Source organism: Mycobacterium ahvazicum, assembly GCF_900176255.2.
Classification (GTDB): domain Bacteria; phylum Actinomycetota; class Actinomycetes; order Mycobacteriales; family Mycobacteriaceae; genus Mycobacterium; species Mycobacterium ahvazicum.
This window is the reverse complement of the sequence record NZ_FXEG02000005.1, coordinates 398,226-418,592: the sequence shown is the minus strand read 5'-3', so window position 1 is coordinate 418,592 and position 20,367 is coordinate 398,226. Positions and strand designations below refer to the sequence as shown.

Genomic DNA, 20,367 nt, shown 5'->3' with positions numbered 1-20,367 from the left:
GGCTATCCCAGATAACCCTCGACCTGGTCGGCGGGGCGTACCGCGGCTTCACGTGGATCACCACCGGTTTCGCGCAGCGCGCGCCGCTGTCGTAGCAGGTCCCAGCACTGGTCGAGTTCGACCTCGACCCGCCGGAGCCGTTCATGCTCCTCGGACTCGCTGATGTCGCGGTGCTGCAGCTGTGCCCGGAGCTCTTTTTCCTCGTTGACGAGGTTGCGGATGTGCGCCAGGGTTTCGCTGTCGGTCGGTTTGCTGCCCATCGCTCCAGTGTGCCCGACGCAACGAGTGACCACGGGTGCGGCCGGTAGGCTGCAATATCGTCGGCAGAACGGACGCGTCAGGGCGCCGGAAGTCGAGGAGGGGGCAGTCGTGGGGCTAGGGGGGCGCTTCGGCCGGCCGGGCGAAACGCCGCGGCGGACCCCGATCTCCTACCCGCGTTCGCTGGGTATGGGCTGGCTGATCGGCTTGGTGGTTATTCCCTTGCTGATAACCGCGATCGGCTACGCCCCGTCCCGGGCTGCCCATGCGCCGCCGGTGGTCGTGTCGTCGGGCAACCCCGGCAAGCCACCGTTGTCACTGGCGCCACTGTCAATTGTCCGCAACGGCAACGACATAACCCTGACCGGTGAATTCCCCGACGATTCCGCGAAGGCGGTGCTGACGAAGGTGCTGAAAGGCGCATTGCCCGCCGGCCTCAGCATCATCGACCGAATCCAAATCGACCCGAAGGTCGACACACTCGATTTCTCCAATGCCGGAAAGATTTTCAAGAACAGCGCGTCGATTACCGACTTCGGTCTCACCGTCAACGGGGACACGATCTCCTTGACCGGTACCGCGGCGTCACAAGACCAGAAGAATACGATCGACTCCGAGGCCGCGCACACCTGGTCGAATCTGACCGTCGTCGACGAGCTCGCCGTTGACCGCACGCCGACGATCGCGCCAAGAATCGCCGCGTCGAAATCGTGGGCGGTCAGGCAGGATCCGCTATGGATTTCGTGATCCAGTGGTTGTGGTACCTGCTGGCCTTCGTGGCGGGCTCGGGCCTCGCCTGGGTGATAACCGCGGTCATCGGTGTGCGTCGATGAATCACGTGAACTGGTGGCTCTTCGGCGTGTCGTTCACGATGGGATTGGTGTTGACGCTGGCGTTTTTGGCCCGGCCCGTCAAACGTTCAGTGCCACTTGATGTTCCGGTCGACCACCCAGTGATACCCGACCCTCCGACGACGAGGATCGTGACGGATCCCGCGACGACGAAGATTCTTGGCGTGCAACGGGAGTCGCCGACCAGGAAAATCGCGGTGCCGCCGCCGGCCCCCTACGGGCCCGGCTCCGCGCCCGCCGGCCCCGATGGACGTGGACCGGCGGGATGGCTGGTCAAGGCGCGCATCGACACCCGGCTGTACTACACCCCCGACACCGCCGGCTACGACCCGGCGATCGCGCAGGTGTGGTTTTCCGACGAGCAATCCGCTTTGAGGGCGGGATTTACGCCGTGGCACAACAACTCCGGCACGTGAGGGTTTAACTGGGCGCGGGCAGGCTGAGCAGCAGCCGCGCGCCGCCCAGCGGGCTGTCTTGCAGCGACGCCGTCCCGCCGTGCAAATGGGCCTGTTGGGCCACCAACGCCAGCCCCAGACCCGAGCCCGAGTGCGAGGCGGTCGACCCGCGTGAGAACCGCTCGAACACCACCTGACGCTCGCCTTCGGGCACGCCACTGCCGTTGTCGTCGACGGCGATGTCCACTCCGGCACGCGAACTGACCGCCGACAGCTGGACCCGGGTGGCGCCGCCGTGCTTGACGGCGTTGGCGATCGCGTTGTCGACCGCGAGGCGCAACCCGGCCGGCATCCCGACGATGATGCAGGTGGGCGAGGGCACCAACGACACATCGAGGTCGGGGTAAACCCTTGTCGCGTCGTGGGCGGCGCGGTCCAGCAGTTCGGTGATGTCGACCGGTACGTGATCGTCGGAGGTGGACAGTTCGCCCTGCGCCAACCGCTCCAGCGCGGTCAGCGTCGCCTCGATGCGGGACTGGGTCCGGATGACGTCGCCGAGCACCTCGTTGCGCTGGTCATCGGTCATATCGAGGGTCGACAGGACCTCGAGATTGGTGCGCATCGCGGTCAGGGGAGTGCGGAGTTCGTGGGAGGACACGGCAGCGAAATCGCGCGCCGACGACAGTGCCTCCTTGGTTCGGTTCTGCTCATCCCAAATGCGTTGCAGCATCCCGCGCATGGCTTCGGCGATCTCGACGGCCTCGGTGGCGCCGTGCACTTCGACCCGGGGTGCCTCGTCGCCCGCCTCGATCGATCGCGTCTGCTGCGCAAGCTGTTTGAACGGTCGCACCGCGAAAGAGGCCAGCAGCCAGGCGAACACGGTCGACGCGAAGATGGCAAAGCCGCAGATGAGCAGCACCCTGCGGTGCAGGTTGTTGGTCTCGGCGAGGGTGGCGTCATACGTCGCGCCGACGGCCAGCGAGGTCGGCTCCGGCCCCGGGATCTCCACCGTGCGCACCCGGTAGCGCACGCCGTTCACGTAGGTGTCGGCATAGTCGACGTCCAGCCTGGGCAGCGTCACGTCCGAATTCGACTTCATCCGGGTGCCGCGCCGGACCGTCATGATCGCGTCACGGTCGTTGGGTGAGCGCGGGATCTCGTCCAGGCCGCGCGGCAGGAACGGGATCGCGAAACCGGCGGCCTCGTCGAGCCGGCGGTCCAGCCGCTCCTTGCGGTCGTTGGTGATGCCGACCCAGACGACGGCACCGACGATCAGGACTGGAATCGCGGCGCCGATGGCCGTCGCCAGCACCACCCGGGTCCGCAGCGATGGGGTCCGGGCCAACATCCGCGATAGGAAATTCATGGCTGTGCTGCCCACCGCGTCGTCACTGCATTCGCAGTACGAATCCAACCCCGCGGACGGTGTGCAGCAGCCTGGGACCGCCGTTGGCCTCCAGCTTGCGGCGCAGGTAGCCGATGAAGACGTCGACGACGTTGGTGTCGGCGGCGAAGTCGTAGCCCCACACCAGCTCCAGCAGCTGCGCGCGGGACAGCACGGCGGTCTTGTGCTCGGCCAGCACGGCCAGCAGGTCGAACTCACGCTTGGTCAGGTCGACGTCGACGCCGTTGACCCGAGCCCGCCGGCCGGGAATGTCGACTTCCAGCGGGCCGACGGTGATGGTTTCCGACGAGGTCGACGCGACGGCACCGCGGCGGCGCAGCAGCGCTTTCACCCGCGCGACCAGCTCGGCCAGCACGAATGGCTTGACGAGGTAGTCGTCGGCGCCTGCCTCCAGGCCCGCGACGCGATCGTCGACCGAGCTGCGGGCGGACAGCACGCAGACCGGGACGTCGTTGTCCATCGCCCGCAGCGCGGTGACGACGCTGACCCCATCCAGCACGGGCATGTTGATGTCCAGCACGATCGCGTCCGGGCGGGTCTCGGTGGCGCTGCGCAGGGCCTCGGCCCCGTCGACGGCGGTGGACACTTCGAAGCCGGAAAGCCGCAGGCCACGCTCCAGCGAGGCGAGCACATCGGAGTCGTCGTCGACGACCAAGACGCGCGGTGAGCTGACACCAGAGTCCATGCCGCCCATTTTGCCGGATTGTTGCCGCGGACGGGTCATCGGGGAGTGGCCCGGTGCCCAAATGGTTACGTTTTCGAGTCTGCGCCGCGACTAGCGATCGGTACCGCCATGCCATGATCGAATCCAGGTGGCAGCCCAGCACATTGGAAGCCTTGGTCGGCGTTGTTGTTGCGGGCCTTCGATTTCGGTGCCACTGCGCGTAACGGAACTCCAGAGACGGAATCGTTGTGACTGAGGCCATGCGCCCGCCGGATGCACCTGCCTTCCTGCCGTCGATGCCCCAGGAAGCGATGGTCACATCGGGCCGCATCGCCGAAATCTTCGATACACCCGGCGATATCGCGGACGGACCCAGCTCTCAACCGGGCCGGGCCGGCCGTCTCGAGCTGCACGACGTGGGTTTTCGGGTGCCCGACCCGGTCGCCGGCGACAAATGGTTGCTACGCCATGTCACGCTGGTGGTCGAACCTGGCGAGACGGTGGCCCTGGTCGGTGCGCGGGGCGTGGGGAAATCGCTTCTGACAGCGTTGCTTTCCCGACTCTACGACGCCGCCGAGGGGCGGATACTGCTGGACGGCAGGGATATTCGCGACATGTCGCTGCCGTCGCTGCGCCGCGCGGTATGTACGGCATTCGAGGACCCGACCGTGTTTTCGATGTCGGTGGCCGAGAGCCTGCGGATCGGCCGGCCGGATGCCACCGACGCGGAATTGTCCGCGGCCATCGACATCGCGGCGGCGCGGTTCGTCTACGACCTGCCGTTCGGCATCGATACCCGCATCGGCGAGCAGGGCATGCGCCTGTCCGGCGGCCAGCGCCAGCGCTTGTGCCTGGCCCGGGCGATTGTCGCGACTCCCAGACTACTGGTGATCGACGAGGCCCGGCCCGGCCTCGGCGTGCATACCGGGACCGAGACCGCCCCGGCGCTGCGGGTGGCGCTGAAGGCGGCCACCGGCATCGTTGTCGCGCGCCGGTTGTCCACCATGCTGCTCGCGGATCGGGTGGCCTTCGTGGACGAGGCTGCATCGGGCCCCACGATCACCCATGTCGGCAGGCATGCAGAGCTTTTCGCTCGAGTGCCGCGATACCGCCATCTTTTGACCGACCGTCGCAGGCCCGTCGGCGACGCCACCGACCGGACAGCAAGAGACTTCGAGATCTAAACCGTCGCCGCGACCCGCAGTGCGGATCAACGGTGCCGCAGGCCGCTCAACTGCAACGCCAGCTGCCTTCGCACAGCGGGGAACTGCGCGGCCAGGCGCATTCCGGAGTTACGGATTGGGCGTATCGGGCGCGGCAGCGTCGAGATCCGGGTGAGGCGACCCGTGAGTTTCAGAACCTGCTCGGCCCGCTGGCGCTGAACCGCGCAGTACCGTTCCAGCGTCGCATCCGATTCGCCCGAGAGGACCTCGGAGAGCGCCGCGGCCAGTGAAATACCGTCGGCGATACCGAGATTCATGCCCTGACCGCCGGCGGGGCTGTGGACGTGCGCGGCATCGCCGGCGAGTATTACGCGACCTGCCCGGTAGTTGTCGGCGACGCGATGGTGAATGCGGAACCGGGTCCCCCACAGTAGCTCCGTGACCGCCGTCCGGCCCGGCCCGAACCCGCGGGTATCCAACAGTGACTGCACGAACTGCGATGAAGGCGCCTGAGGGGCATCCGTAGTGGGAGCAACGACACGAAAGATGTTGTCAGGCAGAGGGGCTAACACATTCAACCCTTCCTTGGCATAGAACAGGACTACCTCGTCACGAGGCGCCTCGCCGGACACGCGGACATCGGCAAGCGTGAAAGATTCAGCGAATTCGCCACCGGTGAAACCGATTCCGGCTTGCTGACGCACAGTGCTGTGCATCCCGTCCGCGCCCACGAGGTAGGCGGCCCGAATGCCGTCGTCATCCTCGAAAGTGGCCGTCACGCCGTTTGCATCCTGGGTGACGCGGCTCAGGATCTTGGGTCGGATCACGTCGGCGCCCAGTTCGTGCAGTCGCTCCAGCAACAACCGCTCGGTGTCGGCCTGCGAGAGCATCAGGGTGTAGGGATGCGCGGTCGGCAACTCGGTGAAGTCGACCGGAATCAGTACGCGCCGCCCTTGGCGGATGGTGAAGCGCGGCGCGATCAGCCCCGCTTTGACCATTCGCCGCGCCACGTCGAGGTCTTCGAGCACCTCGAGTGTGCGGGCGTTGACCGCGGCCGCGCGGGAGGTGTTCGCTCCCTGGGCCTGCTTGTCGACGATGACGGTTCGGATCCCGCGGGCGACCAGTGCGGCGGCGAGGGTAAGGCCGGTGGGTCCGGCGCCAAATGACCAGGACATCGGTGTCATACATGATTTCGGCTCCTCGGAAGCTAGTCAACGCTTGTTGGCATACCCAATGCTTGCGCGCCGGAATCCCGATGTCAACAGTTGTTGGCCTACAATTGTTGACATGAGGCGGACGTCGGAACAGACCAAGGCGGTGATCCTGGCCGCGGCCCGGGAGCGGTTTGGGTCGGCCGGCTTCCAGGGGGCGACGATCCGGGGGATCGCCGCCGATGCCGGGGTGGATCCGGCGATGGTGATGCGTTACTACGGCAGCAAAGACAAGCTGTTCGCGGCCGCGGCGGAGTTCGACTTGCGGTTCCCGGATGTCGCGGCGATGGACCCCGCCCAGATCGGACGGTCGCTGGTCCGGCACTTTCTCGAACGCTGGGAGGATGACGCGTTGGTGATTCTGCTGCGGTCCAGTGCCACCAACGACGAAGCGGCACAGCGCATGCAGGAGATTTTCCGTAGCCAAATCCAGCCGTTGGCAGCATCTTTCGTACCCGAAAGTGAATCCGCCCGGCGAGCTGGGCTGGTTGCCAGCCAAATTCTGGGTATGGCGTTGTGCCGCTTCGTGTTACGAATTCCGCCCATTGTCGACATGACCCGCGACGAGGTTGTTGACTGGCTCGGCCCGACGATCCAGCGCTACTTGGGGCTACCGGAGGGCTGACGACCCAAGTGCCTCAAGGCAATCCGATGCCGCGGTAGCGGCGCAACCGCTCGGCGATCCGTTCCTCGCCGGGGATGTCGCGCAGCGCGTGCACCTCTGCGGCAATCGCACTGGACAGTCGCTGGGAGAACTCGAGCGGCTCGTCGGCGGCGTCGGGATGCTCGGGCACGATGGCATCGACGATTCCGGCCCGCAACAGGTCTGCCGACCGAATGCCTTGGGCCGCAGCAAGTTCAGGCGCATGATCGGTGTCGCGGAAGACGATCGCGCTGGCGCCCTCGGGCGGCAGCGGCGCCAGCCAGCCGTGCAGCGCGGCCAGGACCCGGTCGGCCGGCACCATCGCCAGCGCCGGCCCGCCGCTGCCCTGACCCAGCAGCACCGACACAGTCGGGGTGTCCAGCGTCACCAGCTCGGCCACGCATTGGGCGATCTGACCGGCCAGCCCGCCCTGCTCGGCTTCGGCCGACAGCGCGGGGCCCGCGGTGTCGATCACCAGCACCAGCGGTAGCCGCAGCTCGGCGGCCAGCGCCATGCCACGACGGGCTTCCCGCAACGACGCGGGCCCCACCAGTCCACCGGTGAGGCGCTGCTGGCCGAGGACCACCGCGGGCTGGCCGGCGAATCGGGCCAGCGCCAACAGGGTGGTCGCCGCTTCCCCGATGCCGGTACCGGACAGCAGCACCAGGTCGGTGGCGCCGTGGCGCAGCAGATGCCCCACACCCGGCCGATCCGGTCGCCGCGACGCAATCACCGAATCCCAGGCCGGCACATCGGGTATCGATTCGCCGGGTGCCGCGGGAGGCAGCGGTTTTGGAGCGTCGGCGATGACGGTCAGCGCGCGATCCACCGTCCGGCGCAACTCGTCGATCGCGATGACGCCGTCGATCACCCCGTGCCGCTGCAGGTTCTCCGCGGTCTGGATGCCCTTCGGGAACGGCTCGCCGTAGAGCTGCTCGTACACCCGCGGCCCGAGGAACCCGATCAGCGCGCCCGGTTCGGCGACGGTGATATGGCCCAGCGATCCCCAGGACGCGAACACCCCGCCGGTGGTCGGGTTGCGCAGGTAGACGAGGTAGGGCAGATGTGCCCGTTTGTGCAGCCGGACGGCCGCGGCGATCTTCACCATCTGCAGGAACGCCACGGTGCCCTCCTGCATGCGGGTGCCGCCGGAGCTCGGCGAGGCCAGCAGCGGGAGCCGCTCGGCCGTGGCCCGCTGCACGGCGGTGGTGATCCGTTCGGCCGCCGCGACCCCGATCGAACCGCCGAGGAAGCCGAACTCGCACACCACGACCGCCACCCGGCGCCCGTGTATTCGTCCCTCGCCGGTCAGAACCGCTTCGTCCAGGCCGGTGGCGGCCCGGGCGTCGGCGAGCTCGCGCGCGTAGGCCTCGCTGATCGGTATCTGTAACGGAGCGCTGTCCCACCTCACAAACGAGCCCTCGTCCAGCACGGCTTCCTGCAGTTGTTCGGTCGTGATGCGACTCACGCGGCCAGGCTATATAGGCTGGCGCCCATGATCGGTATCACGCAGGTCGAAGCCGTAATGACCATCGAGTTGCAGCGTCCGGAGCGTCGCAACGCCCTGAACTCCGAGCTCGTCGACGAGCTCCGGGAGGCCGTGCTGAAGGCCGGTGACGGATCCATCCGGGCGATCGTGCTGACCGGCCAGGGCACGGTGTTCTGCGCCGGCGCGGACCTGTCCGGCGATGCGTTTGCCGCCGATTACCCGGACCGGCTCATCGAGCTGCACAAGGCCCTGGACGCCGCCCCCATCCCGGTGATCGGCGCGATCAACGGCCCGGCCATCGGCGCGGGTCTGCAGCTGGCCATGCAATGCGATCTGCGAGTCGTCGCCCCGGACGCGTTTTTTCAATTTCCAACGTCGAAATACGGCCTGGCCCTAGATAACTGGAGCATCCGGCGACTGTCGTCGCTGGTCGGCCACGGCCGGGCCCGGGCGATGCTGCTGACGGCGGAGAAGTTGACCGCCGAGACCGCGCTGCAGACCGGGATGGCCAACCGGATCGGGACGCTGGCGGACGCCCAGGCCTGGGGCGCCGAGATCAGCGGTCTGGCGCCGCTGGCGATTCAGCACGCCAAGCGGGTACTCAACGACGACGGTTCGATCGAGGAGGCCTGGCCGGTGCACAAGGAACTGTTCGACAAGGCGTGGGGCAGCCAGGACGTGATCGAGGCGCAAGTCGCCCGGGTGGAGAAGCGGCCGCCGAGGTTCCAGGGGGCCTGACGGTCATGGTGCCCGCAACGCTTCGCCTGGCCGCCGGCACGGTCTCGCTCGCCGCCGGCGGCTGGATGTTGCGCGCGCTGCAGGGGGCGCCGGCCGCACTCGGCGCCGGCCCGTCGTCGATCCGGGACGTGACGCAGCACTCGCCCAATGTGCGCGACGGCGTCTTCGTCAACCTCGACCCCGCCTCGAACGCCAGCTTGGACCGCGAGCAGTTTGCACTGATCGCGTGGGAGCTCGTCGGGCGGCGCGGCCGCAGCCGTCCGCCGGGACCGATTCCGCTGGGTGCGCCGGGGACGTTCGACGCCGACCCGGGCCGATTGGCCGTCAGTTGGCTGGGTCACTCGACCGCCCTGCTGGAGATCGACGGCTACCGGTTGCTGACCGATCCGGTGTGGAGCCACCGCTGCTCGCCGTCGGACGTGATCGGACCCGAGCGTCTGCATCCCCCGCCGGTGCAGCTCGAAGCTTTGCCCGCCATCGATGCGGTGGTGATCAGCCATGACCACTACGACCATCTCGACATCGACACGGTCATGGCGTTGGCCCGTACCCAGCGGGCGCCGTTCTTCGTCCCGCTCGGTGTGGGCGCTCACCTGCGCGCGTGGGGGATACCTGGGCACCGCATCGTCGAACTCGACTGGAATGAAAGCGGTCACGTCGACCAGCTGACCCTGAGTTGCCTGCCGGCACGGCACTTTTCGGGTCGTTTCCTGGACCGCAACACGACGCTGTGGGCGTCGTGGGGAATCGTCGGCCCCACCCACCGCGCCTATTTCGGCGGAGATACCGGATACACGAAGAGCTTCGAGCAGATCGGGTCCGAGCACGGACCGTTCGACCTGACGCTGTTGCCCATCGGCGCCTACAACCCGGGATGGCCCGACATCCACATGAATCCGGAAGAGGCGGTTCGGGCGCACCGAGACCTCACGGCCGGCGGGTCCGGTCTGTTGGTGCCGATCCACTGGGGCACCTTCCGGCTGGCGCCACACCCGTGGGCAGAGCCGGTCGAGCGGATGCTGGTGGCCGCCGAAGCCGCCGAAGTCGCGGTGGCGGTTCCGGCCCCCGGACAGCGGCTGGATCCGTCCGGGCCGCTGCGCTTCAACCCGTGGTGGCGGTTGTAGAGCTATCCGCTAGCGCGCAACGCAATTCGGTGTATGCGCGAGTCAGATCGTCGAGGGTGAACCCTCGGTTGAGTCCGCTGGGGTTAGGCAATACCCATGCCATGGCGCCGGCAAATCCGGGGGCGTGGTGGCCCCACGGGATACTGGGTACGCCGGTCATCGCCGCCAGGGCACGCTTTCCGAGAAAGCCGATCGCGCGTGGCGCGTAACGTCGCATCTTCGCTTCGAACTCGGCTCGGGCGCGCCGGAATTCCTCGGTCGAGACATCACCGGCCCGACGAGTCGGTCGAGCAACGACCGCGGTGATGCCGCAACCGTAGTCGAGCAATCGGCGCTCATCCGCGGGCCGCAACCGCGTATCGGTGAAGCCGGCCAGATGCAAAACGGGCCAGAACCGGTTGCTGCGATTCGAGAAATTGTGCCCGTCGGCGACAGCCGTCGCTGCCGGGTTCATGCCGCAGAAGACGACGTCGAGACCCGGGGCGAGGATGTCCGATTCGTATCGCATCATGGGTGATACTCCCATCGGGCGAGCACGCTAAAGTCTGCGGGCATGACGAAACGCGCGGTGATCGCCGCTGTCGTGGTGTTGTTGTCGCTGGTCGGATGCGGCTCAGGTCATCCCGTATCGAGCCCGCTCTCGACGCTGTCCGAAGCGCCCCCCAACGAAATGTCGGGCCTGGACATTCCCGCCGGCCGCATCGACGCGGCGATCGCGAAGGTCGACGGCCTGGTCGGCGACCTGATGCGCAGCACCGGGGTCCCCGGCCTGTCGGTTGCCATTGTCCGTGGCGGAAAGACCTTGTACGCCAAGGGATTCGGAGTGAAGGACGCGACCAGAGGCAACGCTTCAGACAACAAGGTCGACGCCGACACGGTCTTCCAGTTGGCATCGGTGTCGAAATCGGTGGGCGCGACCGTGGTCGCACACGAAGTGACCAGCAATGTCGTCACCTGGGACACGCCGGTGGTTTCCAAGCTGGGATGGTTTGCGCTGTCGGATCCCTATGTCACCGGCCATGTGACCGTGGCCGACCTGTACTCGCACCGCTCTGGGCTGCCCGATCACGCCGGCGACAAGCTGGAGGATCTCGGGTATGACCGCCGGCAAGTGCTGGAGCGGCTGAAGTACTTGCCGCTCGCTCCTTTTCGAACAAGCTACGCCTACACCAACTTTGGCTTGACGGCTGCAGCTGAAGCGGTGGCGGCCGCCGCGGGCAAATCCTGGGAGGACCTGTCCGACGAGGTGCTCTACCGCCCCCTGGGTATGGCGTCGACAAGTTCGAAATACGCCGATTTTCTGGCCCGGCCCAACCGGGCGGTGCTGCACATCAAGGTCGGCGACAAGTGGGAGCCGCGCTTCCAGCGTGACCCCGACGCGCAGACGCCGGCGGGTGGGGTGAGTTCGTCGATCAACGACATGGCGCGCTGGCTGACCATGGTGATGGCCAACGGAACCTACAACGGGCAGCAGATCACCTCGCCCGAGGCCCTGCTGCCCGCGATCACGCCGCAGATCGTTTCCTCGCCCGCGTCATCGCCGAAAGCCAGGGCCGGGACCTACGGTCACGGTTTCAACGCGTCGGTGACCTCGTCGGGACGCACCGAGTACAGCCACTCCGGCGCCTTCGCATCGGGCGCGGCGACCAATTTCGTCGCGATGCCGTCGGAGGACGTCGGCATCATCGCGTTGACCAACGGTGCGCCGTACGGCATCCCCGAAGCGCTGACCGCCCAATTCATGGACCTGGTGCAGTACGGCCAAATTCGAGAGGATTGGCCGGCGCTGTACAACCACGCCATCGGTTGGATGAACAACGCTGAGGGCTCGCTGGTCGGCAAGCAGGCCCCCGCCAACCCCGCGCCGGCCCGGCCGCTCACCGACTACCTCGGCGTCTACGCCAGCGACTACTGGGGCCCGGCCGTCGTGACCCAAAACAACGGGCAACTGCTGCTCGCGCTGGGGCCGAAGAATCGGACATTCGGACTCACACACTGGGACGGCGACACCTTCACCTTCTCGATCACCGACGAAAATGCCCCGCCCGGAACGATTTCCAAGGCCGTGTTCTCGCCGAACACCCTGAACCTGGAGTACTACGACTCCGACAAGCTGGGAACGTTCACCCGATGAATCCCGGGCTAACCGATGCAGAGGTGGCGCAGCGGGTAGCCGACGGTCACAGCAACGCGGTGCCGGCACGCGCGGCCCGCAGCACCGCGGACATCGTCCGGGCCAACGTCTTCACGCGCATCAACGCGATCCTGGGCGTGCTGCTGGCGATCGTGCTCGCGACCGGCTCGGTCATCAACGGGCTGTTCGGCCTGCTGATCATCGCCAACAGCGTCATCGGCATGATTCAGGAGATCCGGGCCAAACAGACGCTGGACGCCCTCGCGATCGTCGGTCAGGCAAAACCTCTGGTGCGCAGGCAATCCGGGACCGCGGTACTGCTGCCCGGCGAGGTGGTGCTCGACGACGTCATCGAGCTCGGTCCCGGAGACCAGATCGTCGTCGACGGAGAGGTGCTCGAGGCAGACAACCTGGAGGTCGACGAATCGCTGCTGACCGGCGAGGCGGACCCGATCGGCAAGAACGTCGGCGACGCCGTCATGTCGGGGAGTTTCGTCGTCGCCGGCACCGGTGCCTATCGCGCCACCAAGGTCGGTCCGGCGGCCTATGCCGCCAAGCTCGCCGAGGAAGCCAGCAAGTTCACCCTGGTGAAATCCGAGCTGCGCAACGGCATTAACCGGATTCTGCAGTTCATCACCTATCTGTTGGTGCCGGCCGGCCTGCTGACGATCTACACGCAGCTGTTCACCACCACGCATGCGGGCTGGCGGCAGTCGGTGCTGCGCACGGTCGGCGCGCTGGTGCCGATGGTGCCCGAGGGCCTGGTGCTGATGACCTCGATCGCGTTCGCGGTCGGTGTCATCAGGCTCGGGCAACGTCGTTGCCTGGTACAGGAATTGCCCGCGATCGAGGGATTGGCCCGTGTCGACGTGGTGTGCGCCGACAAAACCGGCACGCTGACCGAAAGCGGCATGCGGGTCCGCGACGTCGTCGAACTCACCGGCAACAAGACCATGCCCGACGCGCTGGCCGCGCTGGCCGCGGCCGACCCTCGCCCCAATGCCAGCATGCGGGCGATCGCCGAAACCTTTGACCGGCCACCCGGCTGGATCGCCACCGCCACAGCACCGTTCAAGTCGGTCACCAAATGGAGCGGCGTGTCCTACGCCGACCACGGCAACTGGGTGATCGGCGCGCCGGACGTATTACTCGATCCGGCTTCGGCCGCGGCCGCACAGGCCGAACGGATCGGCGCCCAGGGATTGCGGGTACTGCTGCTCGGCGCCGCCGATGTCGCCGTGGACCACCCCGACGCGCCGGGACAGGTCACGCCGGTCGCGCTGGTGGTGCTCGAGCAGAAAATACGCCCGGATGCCCGCGAAACAGTGGAGTACTTTGCCGCCCAAGATGTTTCGGTGAAGGTGATTTCTGGTGACAACGCGGTATCGGTCGGCGCTGTCGCGGCCAAGCTCGGGCTGCACGGCGAGGCTGTCGATGCCCGCCAATTGCCGACGGAGCCAGACGAATTGGCTGACACGCTGGACGCCTACACCACCTTCGGCCGGGTGCGGCCCGATCAGAAACGGGCCATTGTGCACGCCCTGCAAGCGCACGGGCACACCGTGGCGATGACCGGCGACGGCGTCAACGACGTGCTGGCGCTCAAGGACGCCGACATCGGCGTGGCGATGGGTGCGGGAAGCCCGGCGTCGCGCGCGGTGGCGCAGATCGTGTTGCTGGACAACAAGTTCGCGACGCTGCCGTACGTCGTCGGCGAAGGCCGGCGGGTGATCGGCAACATCGAGCGGGTGGCCAACCTGTTTCTGACCAAAACGGTGTACTCGGTGCTGCTGGCGTTGTTCGTGGGTATCGAATGCCTGTTGGCCAAACCCCTCGGAGCCGATCCGCTGCTGTACCCGTTTCAGCCGATCCACGTCACGATCGCCGCCTGGTTCACCATCGGGATCCCGTCGTTCGTCCTGTCGCTGGCGCCCAACAACGAGCGCGCCTATCCCGGCTTCGTCAGGCGGGTGCTGACCTCGGCGCTGCCGTCCGGATTGATCGTCGGCACCGCGACTTTCGTCTCCTACCTGGTGGCCTACCACGGCCGGCATGCCACCTTCACCGAACAGGACCAGGCGTCGACCGCCGCGCTGATCACGCTGCTGGTGACCGCGCTCTGGGTGCTGGCGGTGGTGGCGCGTCCCTACCAGTGGTGGCGGGTCGCGCTGATCACGGCCTGCGGCCTGGCGTACCTCGCGATCTTCAGCATCCCGCTGGCGCAGGAGAAGTTTCTGCTCGATCCGTCGAATCCGGCCGTGACGTCGACCGCGCTGGGGATCGGTGCATTGGGCGCCGCGGCGATCGAGGCGACGTGGTGGATCGGGGCCAGAATGCTCGACATCGAGCCCCGGTTGTGGCGGACGGCCGACGAGGCCGATGGCGCCAGGGCGGACTTCGGCCAGTAGGGTTTTACCAGCAAAGCAGGATCCCCGGCGGCCCCGGGGATCGGCGGGGAAGGACAGCGCATGGGATTCCTGGACAAGGCAAAGGACCTGTTGGCGCAGAACGCCGACAAGGTCGAGACCGCGATCGACAAGGCCGGTGAGTTCGTCGACGACAAGACCGGCGGCAAGTACTCCGACACCATCCACAAGGTGGCCGAAGAGGCCAAGAAGGCCGCTGGGTCTGCGGCTCCGGGCGACCAGCAGAACTAGCACATGGCGAAACTTTCCGGATCCATCGACGTGCCCCTGTCGCCAGAACAGGCCTGGACGCACGCGTCTGACCTGTCGCGCTTCAAGGACTGGCTGAGCATCCACCGGGTGTGGCGCAGCAAGCTGCCCGACGACCTGCAAAAGGGGACGATCATCGAATCGATCGTCGAGGTCAAGGGCATGCTCAACCGGATCAAGTGGACGATCGTGCACTACAAGCCGCCCGAAGCCATGACACTCAACGGCGACGGTGTCGGAGGCGTGAAGGTCAAGCTGCTGGCGAAGGTCAAGCCGAAAGACGATGGCTCGGTCGTGAGCTTCGACGTGCACCTCGGCGGCCCTGCGCTGTTCGGCCCGATCGGCATGATCGTGGCCGCCGCGCTGCGAAGCGACATCAACGAATCCCTGGAAAGATTCGTCACCGTGTTCACCGCTCCCGATCCCGGCCGCAACGGACATGGCGGCGCCGGCCGCTGACTGTCTGGCGGACCTGCTTGCAACCACCGTCGGTGTCGAGCTGCCGGTCAGGCTGCGCGCCTGGGATGGCAGCGAGGCTGGGCCCCTAAACGACCCAGACGGCCCGGTCCTGGTGGTCCGTTCGCGTCGCGCATTGCGCCGATTGCTCTGGTGTCCCGGCGAACTCGGCTTAGCCCGTGCGTATGTGACCGGCGATATCGATGTCGAGGGTGACCTGGCCGACGGCCTGCGGCGGGCCTGGCGCCACGCGGGCGAGCGCGAGCGCGTCTCGATCTCCCCGCGGGCCGCGATGGCGGCGGTCCTGCGCGCTGCGCGGCTCGGGGCGCTCGGGCCGCCGCCGAGAACCCCGGCCAGCGAGGCGCGGTTGTCCGGGCGATTGCACAGCCGACGGCGCGACCGGGCGGTGATCGCCCATCACTACGACCTGTCCAACGACTTCTATCGCCTGCTGCTCGATGAGCATATGGCTTACTCGTCGGCGTATTTCACCGATGCAGGACAACCGCTACACGACGCCCAAACCGCGAAGCTGGATCTGATCTGTCGCAAGCTCGGGCTCGAACCGGGCATGCGCCTGCTGGACGTGGGATGCGGCTGGGGTTCGCTGATCCTGTACGCCGCACAGCGCTACGGCGTACGCGCCACCGGTATCACGTTGTCGGGCCAGCAGCGCGAATTCATCGCGGCCCGCGCCGCCGAGCGCGGTCTGGATGAGGCCATCGAGGTTCGGCTGCAGGATTACCGCGACTTCGGCAATGACCCGCAGTGGGCGGGTGTCTTCGACTCCGTCGGCTCCATCGAGATGGGCGAACACGTCGGCGAACAGTGGTATCCCGCCTACGTGCGGATCCTGCGCCGCGCGCTGCGACCCGGCGGCCGGCTGTTGCTGCAACAGATGTCGCGGCGGGCCGACGCGGCGCCGGGCGGGGGAGCGTTCATCGAGGCCTACATCGCGGCCGACATGCACATGCGACCGCTCTGGCAGACGTTGCGCTACCTGCAGGACGGCGACTTCGAGATTGCGTCGGTTCAGGCGATGCGCGAGCACTACGCCCGCACCGCGCAGTGCTGGATCGCGACGCTGGACGAGCGCTTCGACGAATTCGTGGCGCTGCTGGGGGAGGAAGTCGCCCGCGTGTGGCGGCTGTATCTGGCCGGCGGCATGCTGGCCTTCGAGCAAGGACGGATGGGCGTGGACCAGATCCTCGCCGTCAAACCTCCGGCCTGAGGATCCCGAGCGTGGCAAGCGGGCGCTGCGTCCAGCGCCCTATTAAGGTCGCACCCATGACCCGCCGCCTGCGTCCTGGATGGCTGGTGGCGTTGTTTGCCCTGGTCGTTTCGACCAGTGCCTGGATGCCGTGGCTGACGACGTCGGTGGGTGGCGGCGGCTGGGCCAGCGCGATCGGGGGCAAGCACGGCAGTCTGCAGCTTCCCCCGGGATTCGGCGCGGGCCAGCTGATCGTGCTGCTGTCCTCGGCCTTGCTGGTGGCCGGGGCAATGGTGGCCCGCGGCCTGTCGATGCGGATTGCTTCAATTGCCGCGCTGGTGATTTCACTGCTCATCGTGGCGCTGGTGGTCTGGTACTACAAGCTCAACGTCAACCCGCCGGTGTCCGCGGAGTACGGGCTCTATGTCGGCGGGATCGCCGCGCTGGGCGCGGTCGCGTGCTCGGTGGCATCGCTGATCGCCGCCGTCATGGCCGGCCGCGCCCGGCGGTGAGACCTCAGCGCGACGGAAACTCGTGTTTGCCCGACACGGAGCTGTCGGCGGGCTCGTTGACCCCGAACACGAACGGCGCGAACACGACCTCGCGACCGTCGGGGTCGCGATAGGTGACCGCACCGGTTGCTGCCCAGTACGGATGCTGTTCTACCTCTTCAACCCCGGCATCGCGTAGGCGCGCGATCGCGGCGCGCTGAGACTGCTCGTCTGGAAAGTACAGGCACAGCTGTTCGTGATGATCGACGGCGACGTCGCCGTCGGGGGCCGCGACGATCTCCATCGTCAGGTTCCAGCTGGGCAAGCCGAAAATCGCGCCGTTGCTGCCATAGCTGGCCTCGAACGTCTCGAAGAGCGGCAAACCCACCAGCTCACGGTAAAACCGCACGGTCGCTTCGAAATTCGACGACCTGCGGGCGAAACGGATGGCGCCGATCGGGGCCAATTGCATGGGCCAGTGTGTGGTCCGGCGGGGCTTTTCGGAGTTCATTGCCATCCTATGATGACGTGTCGCCGAGTCGGGGGGTTCACAGGCCCACGGCGGACGGCGCCGACTCGGCAGAGTCCCAGCGGCGCAGTTGGGCACCGGGCGCCCACGTCGAATGTGTTCCGCTCGAAATACGTTCCGGCAGTTGTAGTTTGCATACCGGGCCGTCGGTGACGCGAGCCGCGTCGAACACCACGCAGTAGGAGGCGTCGGTGTTCATGTCGGTGGTGAGGGTGACCAGGTAGCCGTCGTCTTCACCGGTCGCACCCACCCGGGGCGCCATCGCGGTTTCACTGCCGTAGACGCCGTCGCCGAACGAGATGCTCTCCTGGCTCCCGGTGCGCAGGTCGTGTTTGACCAGCCCGTCGAACAGGAACCAGCCCGGCTTCCCGGTGGCGGCGTAGGTGTAGCGGTAGCTGCCGCCCGCGTAGTCGGCGTTGATCGTGCCGAACTCGGTGATCGAGTCCGACAATTGCTCCTCTTTGACCGCGCCGGTGACCAGGTTGAAACGCCAGCGGTGCAGCCGGGCCTGCAAGCGGTCCAGTGCGAGGAAGCGAAATAGCTTGTCCCACTTGGTTCCTCCGGTGTCAAGCGGTTGCGGATCGCCCTCGAAGAAGCCGTCCAGCACGATCTCGTCGCCGTCCTCGTAGGCGTTGGTGAAGTGCAGCACGAACGTCGGGTCCGCTTCGAACCACTGGATGTCGGCGGTCGATCCGCGGCGTGGGATCACCGCGAAGCGCGACGGAATATCGGGGTAGAAGCGGGGTAGGTGCACGTCGTGTTCGAGCAGCCGCGGATCCCAGAACAACGGGAAATCGTTGAGGATGGCGTAGTTTTCGGTGAACGCCATGTCATGGGGCAGACGCGGGCCGGGCAGCGGGATGTCGACGTAATGGGCCAGCTCGTTGGCTTCGTCGACCACGCCGTAGCGCATGTACGGGTCCTGCTTGCTGTAATTGAAGAACAGCAGTTCTCCAGTTTTGTTGTCCACCTTGGGATGTGCGGAGACGCCCCAGTCGCGGGGAAAGCGCCCGTTCCAGCTTTCCTTGCCGAGGGTGTTGGCCGAGTACGGGTCGATCCGGTACAGATCGCCGCACTGGTAGAAGCTGGTGAGTGCGATTCCGCGGTGCACGATGACATCGGTGCTCGACGCGTCTTTCATCTTCGTGCGCGCGCCCCAGCCCTCTGCGCGCTGAGCCAACTGCACCGGTTCGGCCAGGCCCGGCCAGAGCGGCTGCCCGGCGTCGTTTTCGGCCAGAAAGCCGTCGGTGCGAATAAAGCGATTGCGGTAGAAGGCTTTTCCATCGCGGAAGCCGACCACGTGCACCATGCCGTTACCGTCGAACGGGTGATACGTCTTGATTGCCGGATGCAGCGGGTTCTCGGTGTTGCGCAGGTAGATCCCATCCAGGTCGACCGGGATTTCCCCCTCCACCGCGATCAGATCGTTGGCGTCCCACTCGGTGGTCTGGGGCCGCCACGGGCCGGTCCGGTACGGGTGGTCGTCTTCTTCGGGCAGTGTCGACAAGAACTTGCCGACGATCGTCACGTCGTTCTGCAAGTCCATGTCATGCGCCTTTGGTTGTGCCCACCACGAAGCTGACCGTCGTGGCGGTGCTGCCGCCGAAGTTCAGCGCCCCGAACGTCTTCGCGCCCTCGCCCTGATAGTCCCCGGCGCCGCCGCTGACCTGCTTGGCCGCGTCCAGCAGCATTCGCACGCCGGAGGCCCCAACCGGGTGTCCACCGCCGATCAGCCCACCGCTGGGGTTGATCGGGAGCCGCCCCCCGATCTCGATCTCCCCGTTCTCGATGGCCTTCCATGCCTCCCCCGGTCCGGTCAGTCCGATGTGGTCGATGGCCAGGTACTCGCTGGGCGTGAAGCAGTCGTGCACCTCGAACCCGTCCATGTCGTCGAGCGCCACCCGTGCGCGCGCCAACGCATCGAGCACCGCCGAACGCACGTGCGGCATCACGTACGGGTCGTCAGCGGCGCGGTCGAGTTTCTGCTGCAGCCCCAGCCCGACGGTGCGATGCCCCCAGCCCTCGATGCGGCCGATCGGGCGCACGTCGGGATGATCGCGCAGATAGGCGTCGTTGACCAACACCAATCCCGCTCCGCCGTCGGTCATTTGGCTGCAGTCGTAGCGGCGCAGCCGGCCCTCGGTGACCGGGTTGGTCGCGTCGTCGGCGGTGATCGGGTCGGGGATGCTCCATGCGCGGGTCTGAGCGTTGGGGTTGCGCCGCGCGTTAACGAAGTTGAGCTGCGCGATGGCCCGCAGATGGCTGTCGTCCAAGCCGTAGCGCCGGTCGTACTCGTCAGCGACCTGTGCGAACATCGACGGCCACAGATAGCGCGCGTCGGCTCCCTCGTGTCCGGTCCACGCTGCCGCGCCGAGATATACCGCGGCGATGTCGCCGGGCACGGGTTTCTCCAGCTCGATCCCGATCACCAGCGCGGTGTCGTAGGCACCGGAGCGCAGGTCGGCGATCGCCGACAGGGTCGCCACACTGCCGGACGCGCAGGCGGCCTCGTGCCGCGACGCCGGGGTGTCCCACAGCCCGTCACACACCGTCGCCGGCATCGCGCCAAGGTGGCCCTGGCTGGCGAACATCTCGCCGAAGGCATTCGCGACGTGAACCACGCCGATGTCGGAGGCGTCCATCATGGCCGCGGTGAGGGTGCCGTCGACCACCTCCTCGGTCAACGCCGCGTAGTCGCGGTTCTCCTTCGTGAGGTTGCGAGCGAAGTCGCTCTGGTAACCACCGATGATCCACACGTTTGCCGAGCCGTCCATACCAGCGCACGGTACTCCTGGATGACCCCAGAAATGGCGGACCCGTCGGCTCTCGGGCTGAACCGACGGGACCTAGATGGGCGCGTAGGCCGGCCGACGCGCACACCCTGTTGGGGCATTACCATCCCCGGGGCCGGGCAAACATGGCAAATCACGC

Annotated in this window: 20 protein-coding genes and 2 pseudogenes; 13 read left to right on the top strand and 9 right to left on the bottom strand. The window is 66.9% G+C overall.

All coding sequences use genetic code 11. From position 1 onward, the window contains the following. Window positions 1-2: 2 nt before the first annotated feature. Window positions 3-260 (bottom strand): DUF2630 family protein, encoded by a 258-nt coding sequence (locus MAAFP003_RS22975; RefSeq protein ID WP_096289981.1) that lies wholly within the window; start codon window positions 258-260, stop codon window positions 3-5. 109 nt (window positions 261-369) lie between these two features. Between MAAFP003_RS22975 and arfA the strand changes: the two genes are divergently transcribed. The 3 genes and pseudogenes from arfA to arfC all read left to right on the top strand — a co-directional run bounded on the left by arfA (window position 370) and on the right by arfC (window position 1,525). Further along, window positions 370-1,005, top strand: a complete 636-nt coding sequence (arfA, locus tag MAAFP003_RS22970; protein WP_133160883.1) for a channel-forming protein ArfA/OmpATb — start codon at window positions 370-372, stop codon at window positions 1,003-1,005. After that, window positions 993-1,073, top strand: a pseudogene (gene arfB, locus MAAFP003_RS30035) (channel accessory protein ArfB); the annotation flags it as partial. The gene arfA and the pseudogene arfB, both read left to right, overlap by 13 nt. 14 nt (window positions 1,074-1,087) lie before the next feature. Beyond that, the gene (gene arfC / locus MAAFP003_RS22965) at window positions 1,088-1,525 is read left to right on the top strand and encodes a channel accessory protein ArfC, sunset domain variant (protein ID WP_096289979.1); all 438 of its coding nucleotides are present in this window, start codon (window positions 1,088-1,090) and stop codon (window positions 1,523-1,525) included. 4 nt (window positions 1,526-1,529) lie between these two features. Here the strand turns inward: arfC and MAAFP003_RS22960 are convergent, their stop codons facing one another. Both MAAFP003_RS22960 and prrA read right to left on the bottom strand, forming a co-directional pair. Next, window positions 1,530-2,870 carry a HAMP domain-containing sensor histidine kinase gene (locus MAAFP003_RS22960; protein ID WP_096289978.1) on the bottom strand — a complete coding sequence of 447 codons (1,341 nt, stop codon included), beginning with the start codon at window positions 2,868-2,870 and terminating at the stop codon, window positions 1,530-1,532. 22 nt (window positions 2,871-2,892) lie between these two features. Further along, the gene (gene prrA / locus MAAFP003_RS22955) at window positions 2,893-3,603 is read right to left on the bottom strand and encodes a two-component system response regulator PrrA (RefSeq protein WP_090609587.1); all 711 of its coding nucleotides are present in this window, start codon (window positions 3,601-3,603) and stop codon (window positions 2,893-2,895) included. Between the two features lie 254 nt (window positions 3,604-3,857). Between prrA and MAAFP003_RS22950 the strand changes: the two are divergent. Then, window positions 3,858-4,757 (top strand): annotated as a pseudogene (locus tag MAAFP003_RS22950) (ATP-binding cassette domain-containing protein); the annotation flags it as partial. A gap of 26 nt (window positions 4,758-4,783) precedes the next feature. Here MAAFP003_RS22950 and MAAFP003_RS22945 read toward each other — a convergent pair. After that, on the bottom strand, window positions 4,784-5,920 hold the full coding sequence (locus MAAFP003_RS22945; protein WP_341477108.1) for an FAD-dependent oxidoreductase: 1,137 nt from the start codon (window positions 5,918-5,920) through the stop codon (window positions 4,784-4,786). Window positions 5,921-6,023: 103 nt separating this feature from the next. Between MAAFP003_RS22945 and MAAFP003_RS22940 the strand changes: the two genes are divergently transcribed. Further along, a complete protein-coding gene (locus tag MAAFP003_RS22940; RefSeq protein WP_096289976.1) occupies window positions 6,024-6,572 on the top strand; it encodes a TetR/AcrR family transcriptional regulator in 549 nt (182 codons plus the stop codon). A 13-nt stretch (window positions 6,573-6,585) separates the two neighbouring features. Here the strand turns inward: MAAFP003_RS22940 and MAAFP003_RS22935 are convergent, their stop codons facing one another. Further along, a complete protein-coding gene (locus MAAFP003_RS22935) occupies window positions 6,586-8,058 on the bottom strand; it encodes an acetyl-coenzyme A carboxylase carboxyl transferase subunits beta/alpha (RefSeq protein ID WP_096289975.1) in 1,473 nt (490 codons plus the stop codon). Window positions 8,059-8,085: 27 nt separating this feature from the next. On the opposite strand from MAAFP003_RS22935, the gene MAAFP003_RS22930 reads away from it, so the two are divergent. Both MAAFP003_RS22930 and MAAFP003_RS22925 read left to right on the top strand, forming a co-directional pair. After that, the gene (locus MAAFP003_RS22930; protein WP_096289974.1) at window positions 8,086-8,817 is read left to right on the top strand and encodes an enoyl-CoA hydratase; all 732 of its coding nucleotides are present in this window, start codon (window positions 8,086-8,088) and stop codon (window positions 8,815-8,817) included. Window positions 8,818-8,822: 5 nt separating this feature from the next. Then, window positions 8,823-9,941 (top strand): MBL fold metallo-hydrolase, encoded by a 1,119-nt coding sequence (locus MAAFP003_RS22925; RefSeq protein WP_096289973.1) that lies wholly within the window; start codon window positions 8,823-8,825, stop codon window positions 9,939-9,941. On the opposite strand, the gene mug is transcribed toward MAAFP003_RS22925, so the two are convergent. Continuing rightward, complete coding sequence (mug, locus tag MAAFP003_RS22920) at window positions 9,919-10,452, bottom strand: G/U mismatch-specific DNA glycosylase (protein WP_096289972.1); 534 nt, start codon at window positions 10,450-10,452, stop codon at window positions 9,919-9,921. The genes MAAFP003_RS22925 and mug overlap by 23 nt on opposite strands. Before the next feature lie 42 nt (window positions 10,453-10,494). Here mug and MAAFP003_RS22915 point away from each other — a divergent pair, with 42 nt between their 5' ends. From MAAFP003_RS22915 to MAAFP003_RS22890, 6 genes are read left to right on the top strand one after another with little or no spacing between them, the layout of a single operon-like run. Continuing rightward, window positions 10,495-12,075 carry a serine hydrolase gene (locus MAAFP003_RS22915; RefSeq protein ID WP_096289971.1) on the top strand — a complete coding sequence of 527 codons (1,581 nt, stop codon included), beginning with the start codon at window positions 10,495-10,497 and terminating at the stop codon, window positions 12,073-12,075. After that, the gene (locus tag MAAFP003_RS22910; protein WP_096289970.1) at window positions 12,072-14,483 is read left to right on the top strand and encodes a cation-translocating P-type ATPase; all 2,412 of its coding nucleotides are present in this window, start codon (window positions 12,072-12,074) and stop codon (window positions 14,481-14,483) included. The genes MAAFP003_RS22915 and MAAFP003_RS22910 overlap by 4 nt, the downstream gene beginning before the upstream one ends. Before the next feature lie 60 nt (window positions 14,484-14,543). Further along, on the top strand, window positions 14,544-14,732 hold the full coding sequence (locus tag MAAFP003_RS22905; RefSeq protein ID WP_096289969.1) for an antitoxin: 189 nt from the start codon (window positions 14,544-14,546) through the stop codon (window positions 14,730-14,732). A 3-nt stretch (window positions 14,733-14,735) separates the two neighbouring features. Then, window positions 14,736-15,209 carry a type II toxin-antitoxin system Rv0910 family toxin gene (locus tag MAAFP003_RS22900; RefSeq protein WP_096289968.1) on the top strand — a complete coding sequence of 158 codons (474 nt, stop codon included), beginning with the start codon at window positions 14,736-14,738 and terminating at the stop codon, window positions 15,207-15,209. After that, window positions 15,190-16,437 carry an SAM-dependent methyltransferase gene (locus MAAFP003_RS22895; protein WP_096289967.1) on the top strand — a complete coding sequence of 416 codons (1,248 nt, stop codon included), beginning with the start codon at window positions 15,190-15,192 and terminating at the stop codon, window positions 16,435-16,437. The genes MAAFP003_RS22900 and MAAFP003_RS22895 overlap by 20 nt, the downstream gene beginning before the upstream one ends. 56 nt (window positions 16,438-16,493) lie before the next feature. Next, window positions 16,494-16,928, top strand: a complete 435-nt coding sequence (locus MAAFP003_RS22890; RefSeq protein WP_096289966.1) for a hypothetical protein — start codon at window positions 16,494-16,496, stop codon at window positions 16,926-16,928. 4 nt (window positions 16,929-16,932) lie between these two features. Here the strand turns inward: MAAFP003_RS22890 and MAAFP003_RS22885 are convergent, their stop codons facing one another. Genes MAAFP003_RS22885 through MAAFP003_RS22875 form a run of 3 tightly spaced genes read right to left on the bottom strand, consistent with a single transcriptional unit; the run spans window position 16,933 to window position 20,210 of the window. Further along, on the bottom strand, window positions 16,933-17,418 hold the full coding sequence (locus tag MAAFP003_RS22885; RefSeq protein ID WP_096289965.1) for a VOC family protein: 486 nt from the start codon (window positions 17,416-17,418) through the stop codon (window positions 16,933-16,935). Between the two features lie 37 nt (window positions 17,419-17,455). Continuing rightward, the gene (locus tag MAAFP003_RS22880) at window positions 17,456-18,982 is read right to left on the bottom strand and encodes a carotenoid oxygenase family protein (protein ID WP_096289964.1); all 1,527 of its coding nucleotides are present in this window, start codon (window positions 18,980-18,982) and stop codon (window positions 17,456-17,458) included. 1 nt (window position 18,983) lies between these two features. After that, window positions 18,984-20,210, bottom strand: a complete 1,227-nt coding sequence (locus MAAFP003_RS22875; protein ID WP_096289963.1) for an acetyl-CoA acetyltransferase — start codon at window positions 20,208-20,210, stop codon at window positions 18,984-18,986. Window positions 20,211-20,367 lie beyond the last annotated feature (157 nt).

Excerpts from the sequence above, each read along its gene's own strand:
- prrA (WP_090609587.1), bottom strand. The coding sequence starts at position 3,603 with ATGGGCGGCATGGACTCTGGTGTCAGCTCACCGCGCGTCTTGGTCGTC.
- MAAFP003_RS22910 (WP_096289970.1), top strand. The coding sequence starts at position 12,072 with ATGAATCCCGGGCTAACCGATGCAGAGGTGGCGCAGCGGGTAGCCGAC.
- MAAFP003_RS22940 (WP_096289976.1), top strand. The coding sequence starts at position 6,024 with ATGAGGCGGACGTCGGAACAGACCAAGGCGGTGATCCTGGCCGCGGCC.
- mug (WP_096289972.1), bottom strand. The coding sequence starts at position 10,452 with ATGATGCGATACGAATCGGACATCCTCGCCCCGGGTCTCGACGTCGTC.
- MAAFP003_RS22895 (WP_096289967.1), top strand. The coding sequence starts at position 15,190 with ATGGCGGCGCCGGCCGCTGACTGTCTGGCGGACCTGCTTGCAACCACC.
- arfC (WP_096289979.1), top strand. The coding sequence starts at position 1,088 with ATGAATCACGTGAACTGGTGGCTCTTCGGCGTGTCGTTCACGATGGGA.
- MAAFP003_RS22960 (WP_096289978.1), bottom strand. The coding sequence starts at position 2,870 with ATGAATTTCCTATCGCGGATGTTGGCCCGGACCCCATCGCTGCGGACC.
- MAAFP003_RS22915 (WP_096289971.1), top strand. The coding sequence starts at position 10,495 with ATGACGAAACGCGCGGTGATCGCCGCTGTCGTGGTGTTGTTGTCGCTG.
- MAAFP003_RS22875 (WP_096289963.1), bottom strand. The coding sequence starts at position 20,210 with ATGGACGGCTCGGCAAACGTGTGGATCATCGGTGGTTACCAGAGCGAC.
- MAAFP003_RS22945 (WP_341477108.1), bottom strand. The coding sequence starts at position 5,920 with ATGACACCGATGTCCTGGTCATTTGGCGCCGGACCCACCGGCCTTACC.
- MAAFP003_RS22890 (WP_096289966.1), top strand. The coding sequence starts at position 16,494 with ATGACCCGCCGCCTGCGTCCTGGATGGCTGGTGGCGTTGTTTGCCCTG.
- MAAFP003_RS22900 (WP_096289968.1), top strand. The coding sequence starts at position 14,736 with ATGGCGAAACTTTCCGGATCCATCGACGTGCCCCTGTCGCCAGAACAG.
- MAAFP003_RS22975 (WP_096289981.1), bottom strand. The coding sequence starts at position 260 with ATGGGCAGCAAACCGACCGACAGCGAAACCCTGGCGCACATCCGCAAC.
- MAAFP003_RS22925 (WP_096289973.1), top strand. The coding sequence starts at position 8,823 with ATGGTGCCCGCAACGCTTCGCCTGGCCGCCGGCACGGTCTCGCTCGCC.
- MAAFP003_RS22905 (WP_096289969.1), top strand. The coding sequence starts at position 14,544 with ATGGGATTCCTGGACAAGGCAAAGGACCTGTTGGCGCAGAACGCCGAC.
- MAAFP003_RS22930 (WP_096289974.1), top strand. The coding sequence starts at position 8,086 with ATGATCGGTATCACGCAGGTCGAAGCCGTAATGACCATCGAGTTGCAG.
- MAAFP003_RS22880 (WP_096289964.1), bottom strand. The coding sequence starts at position 18,982 with ATGGACTTGCAGAACGACGTGACGATCGTCGGCAAGTTCTTGTCGACA.
- MAAFP003_RS22885 (WP_096289965.1), bottom strand. The coding sequence starts at position 17,418 with ATGAACTCCGAAAAGCCCCGCCGGACCACACACTGGCCCATGCAATTG.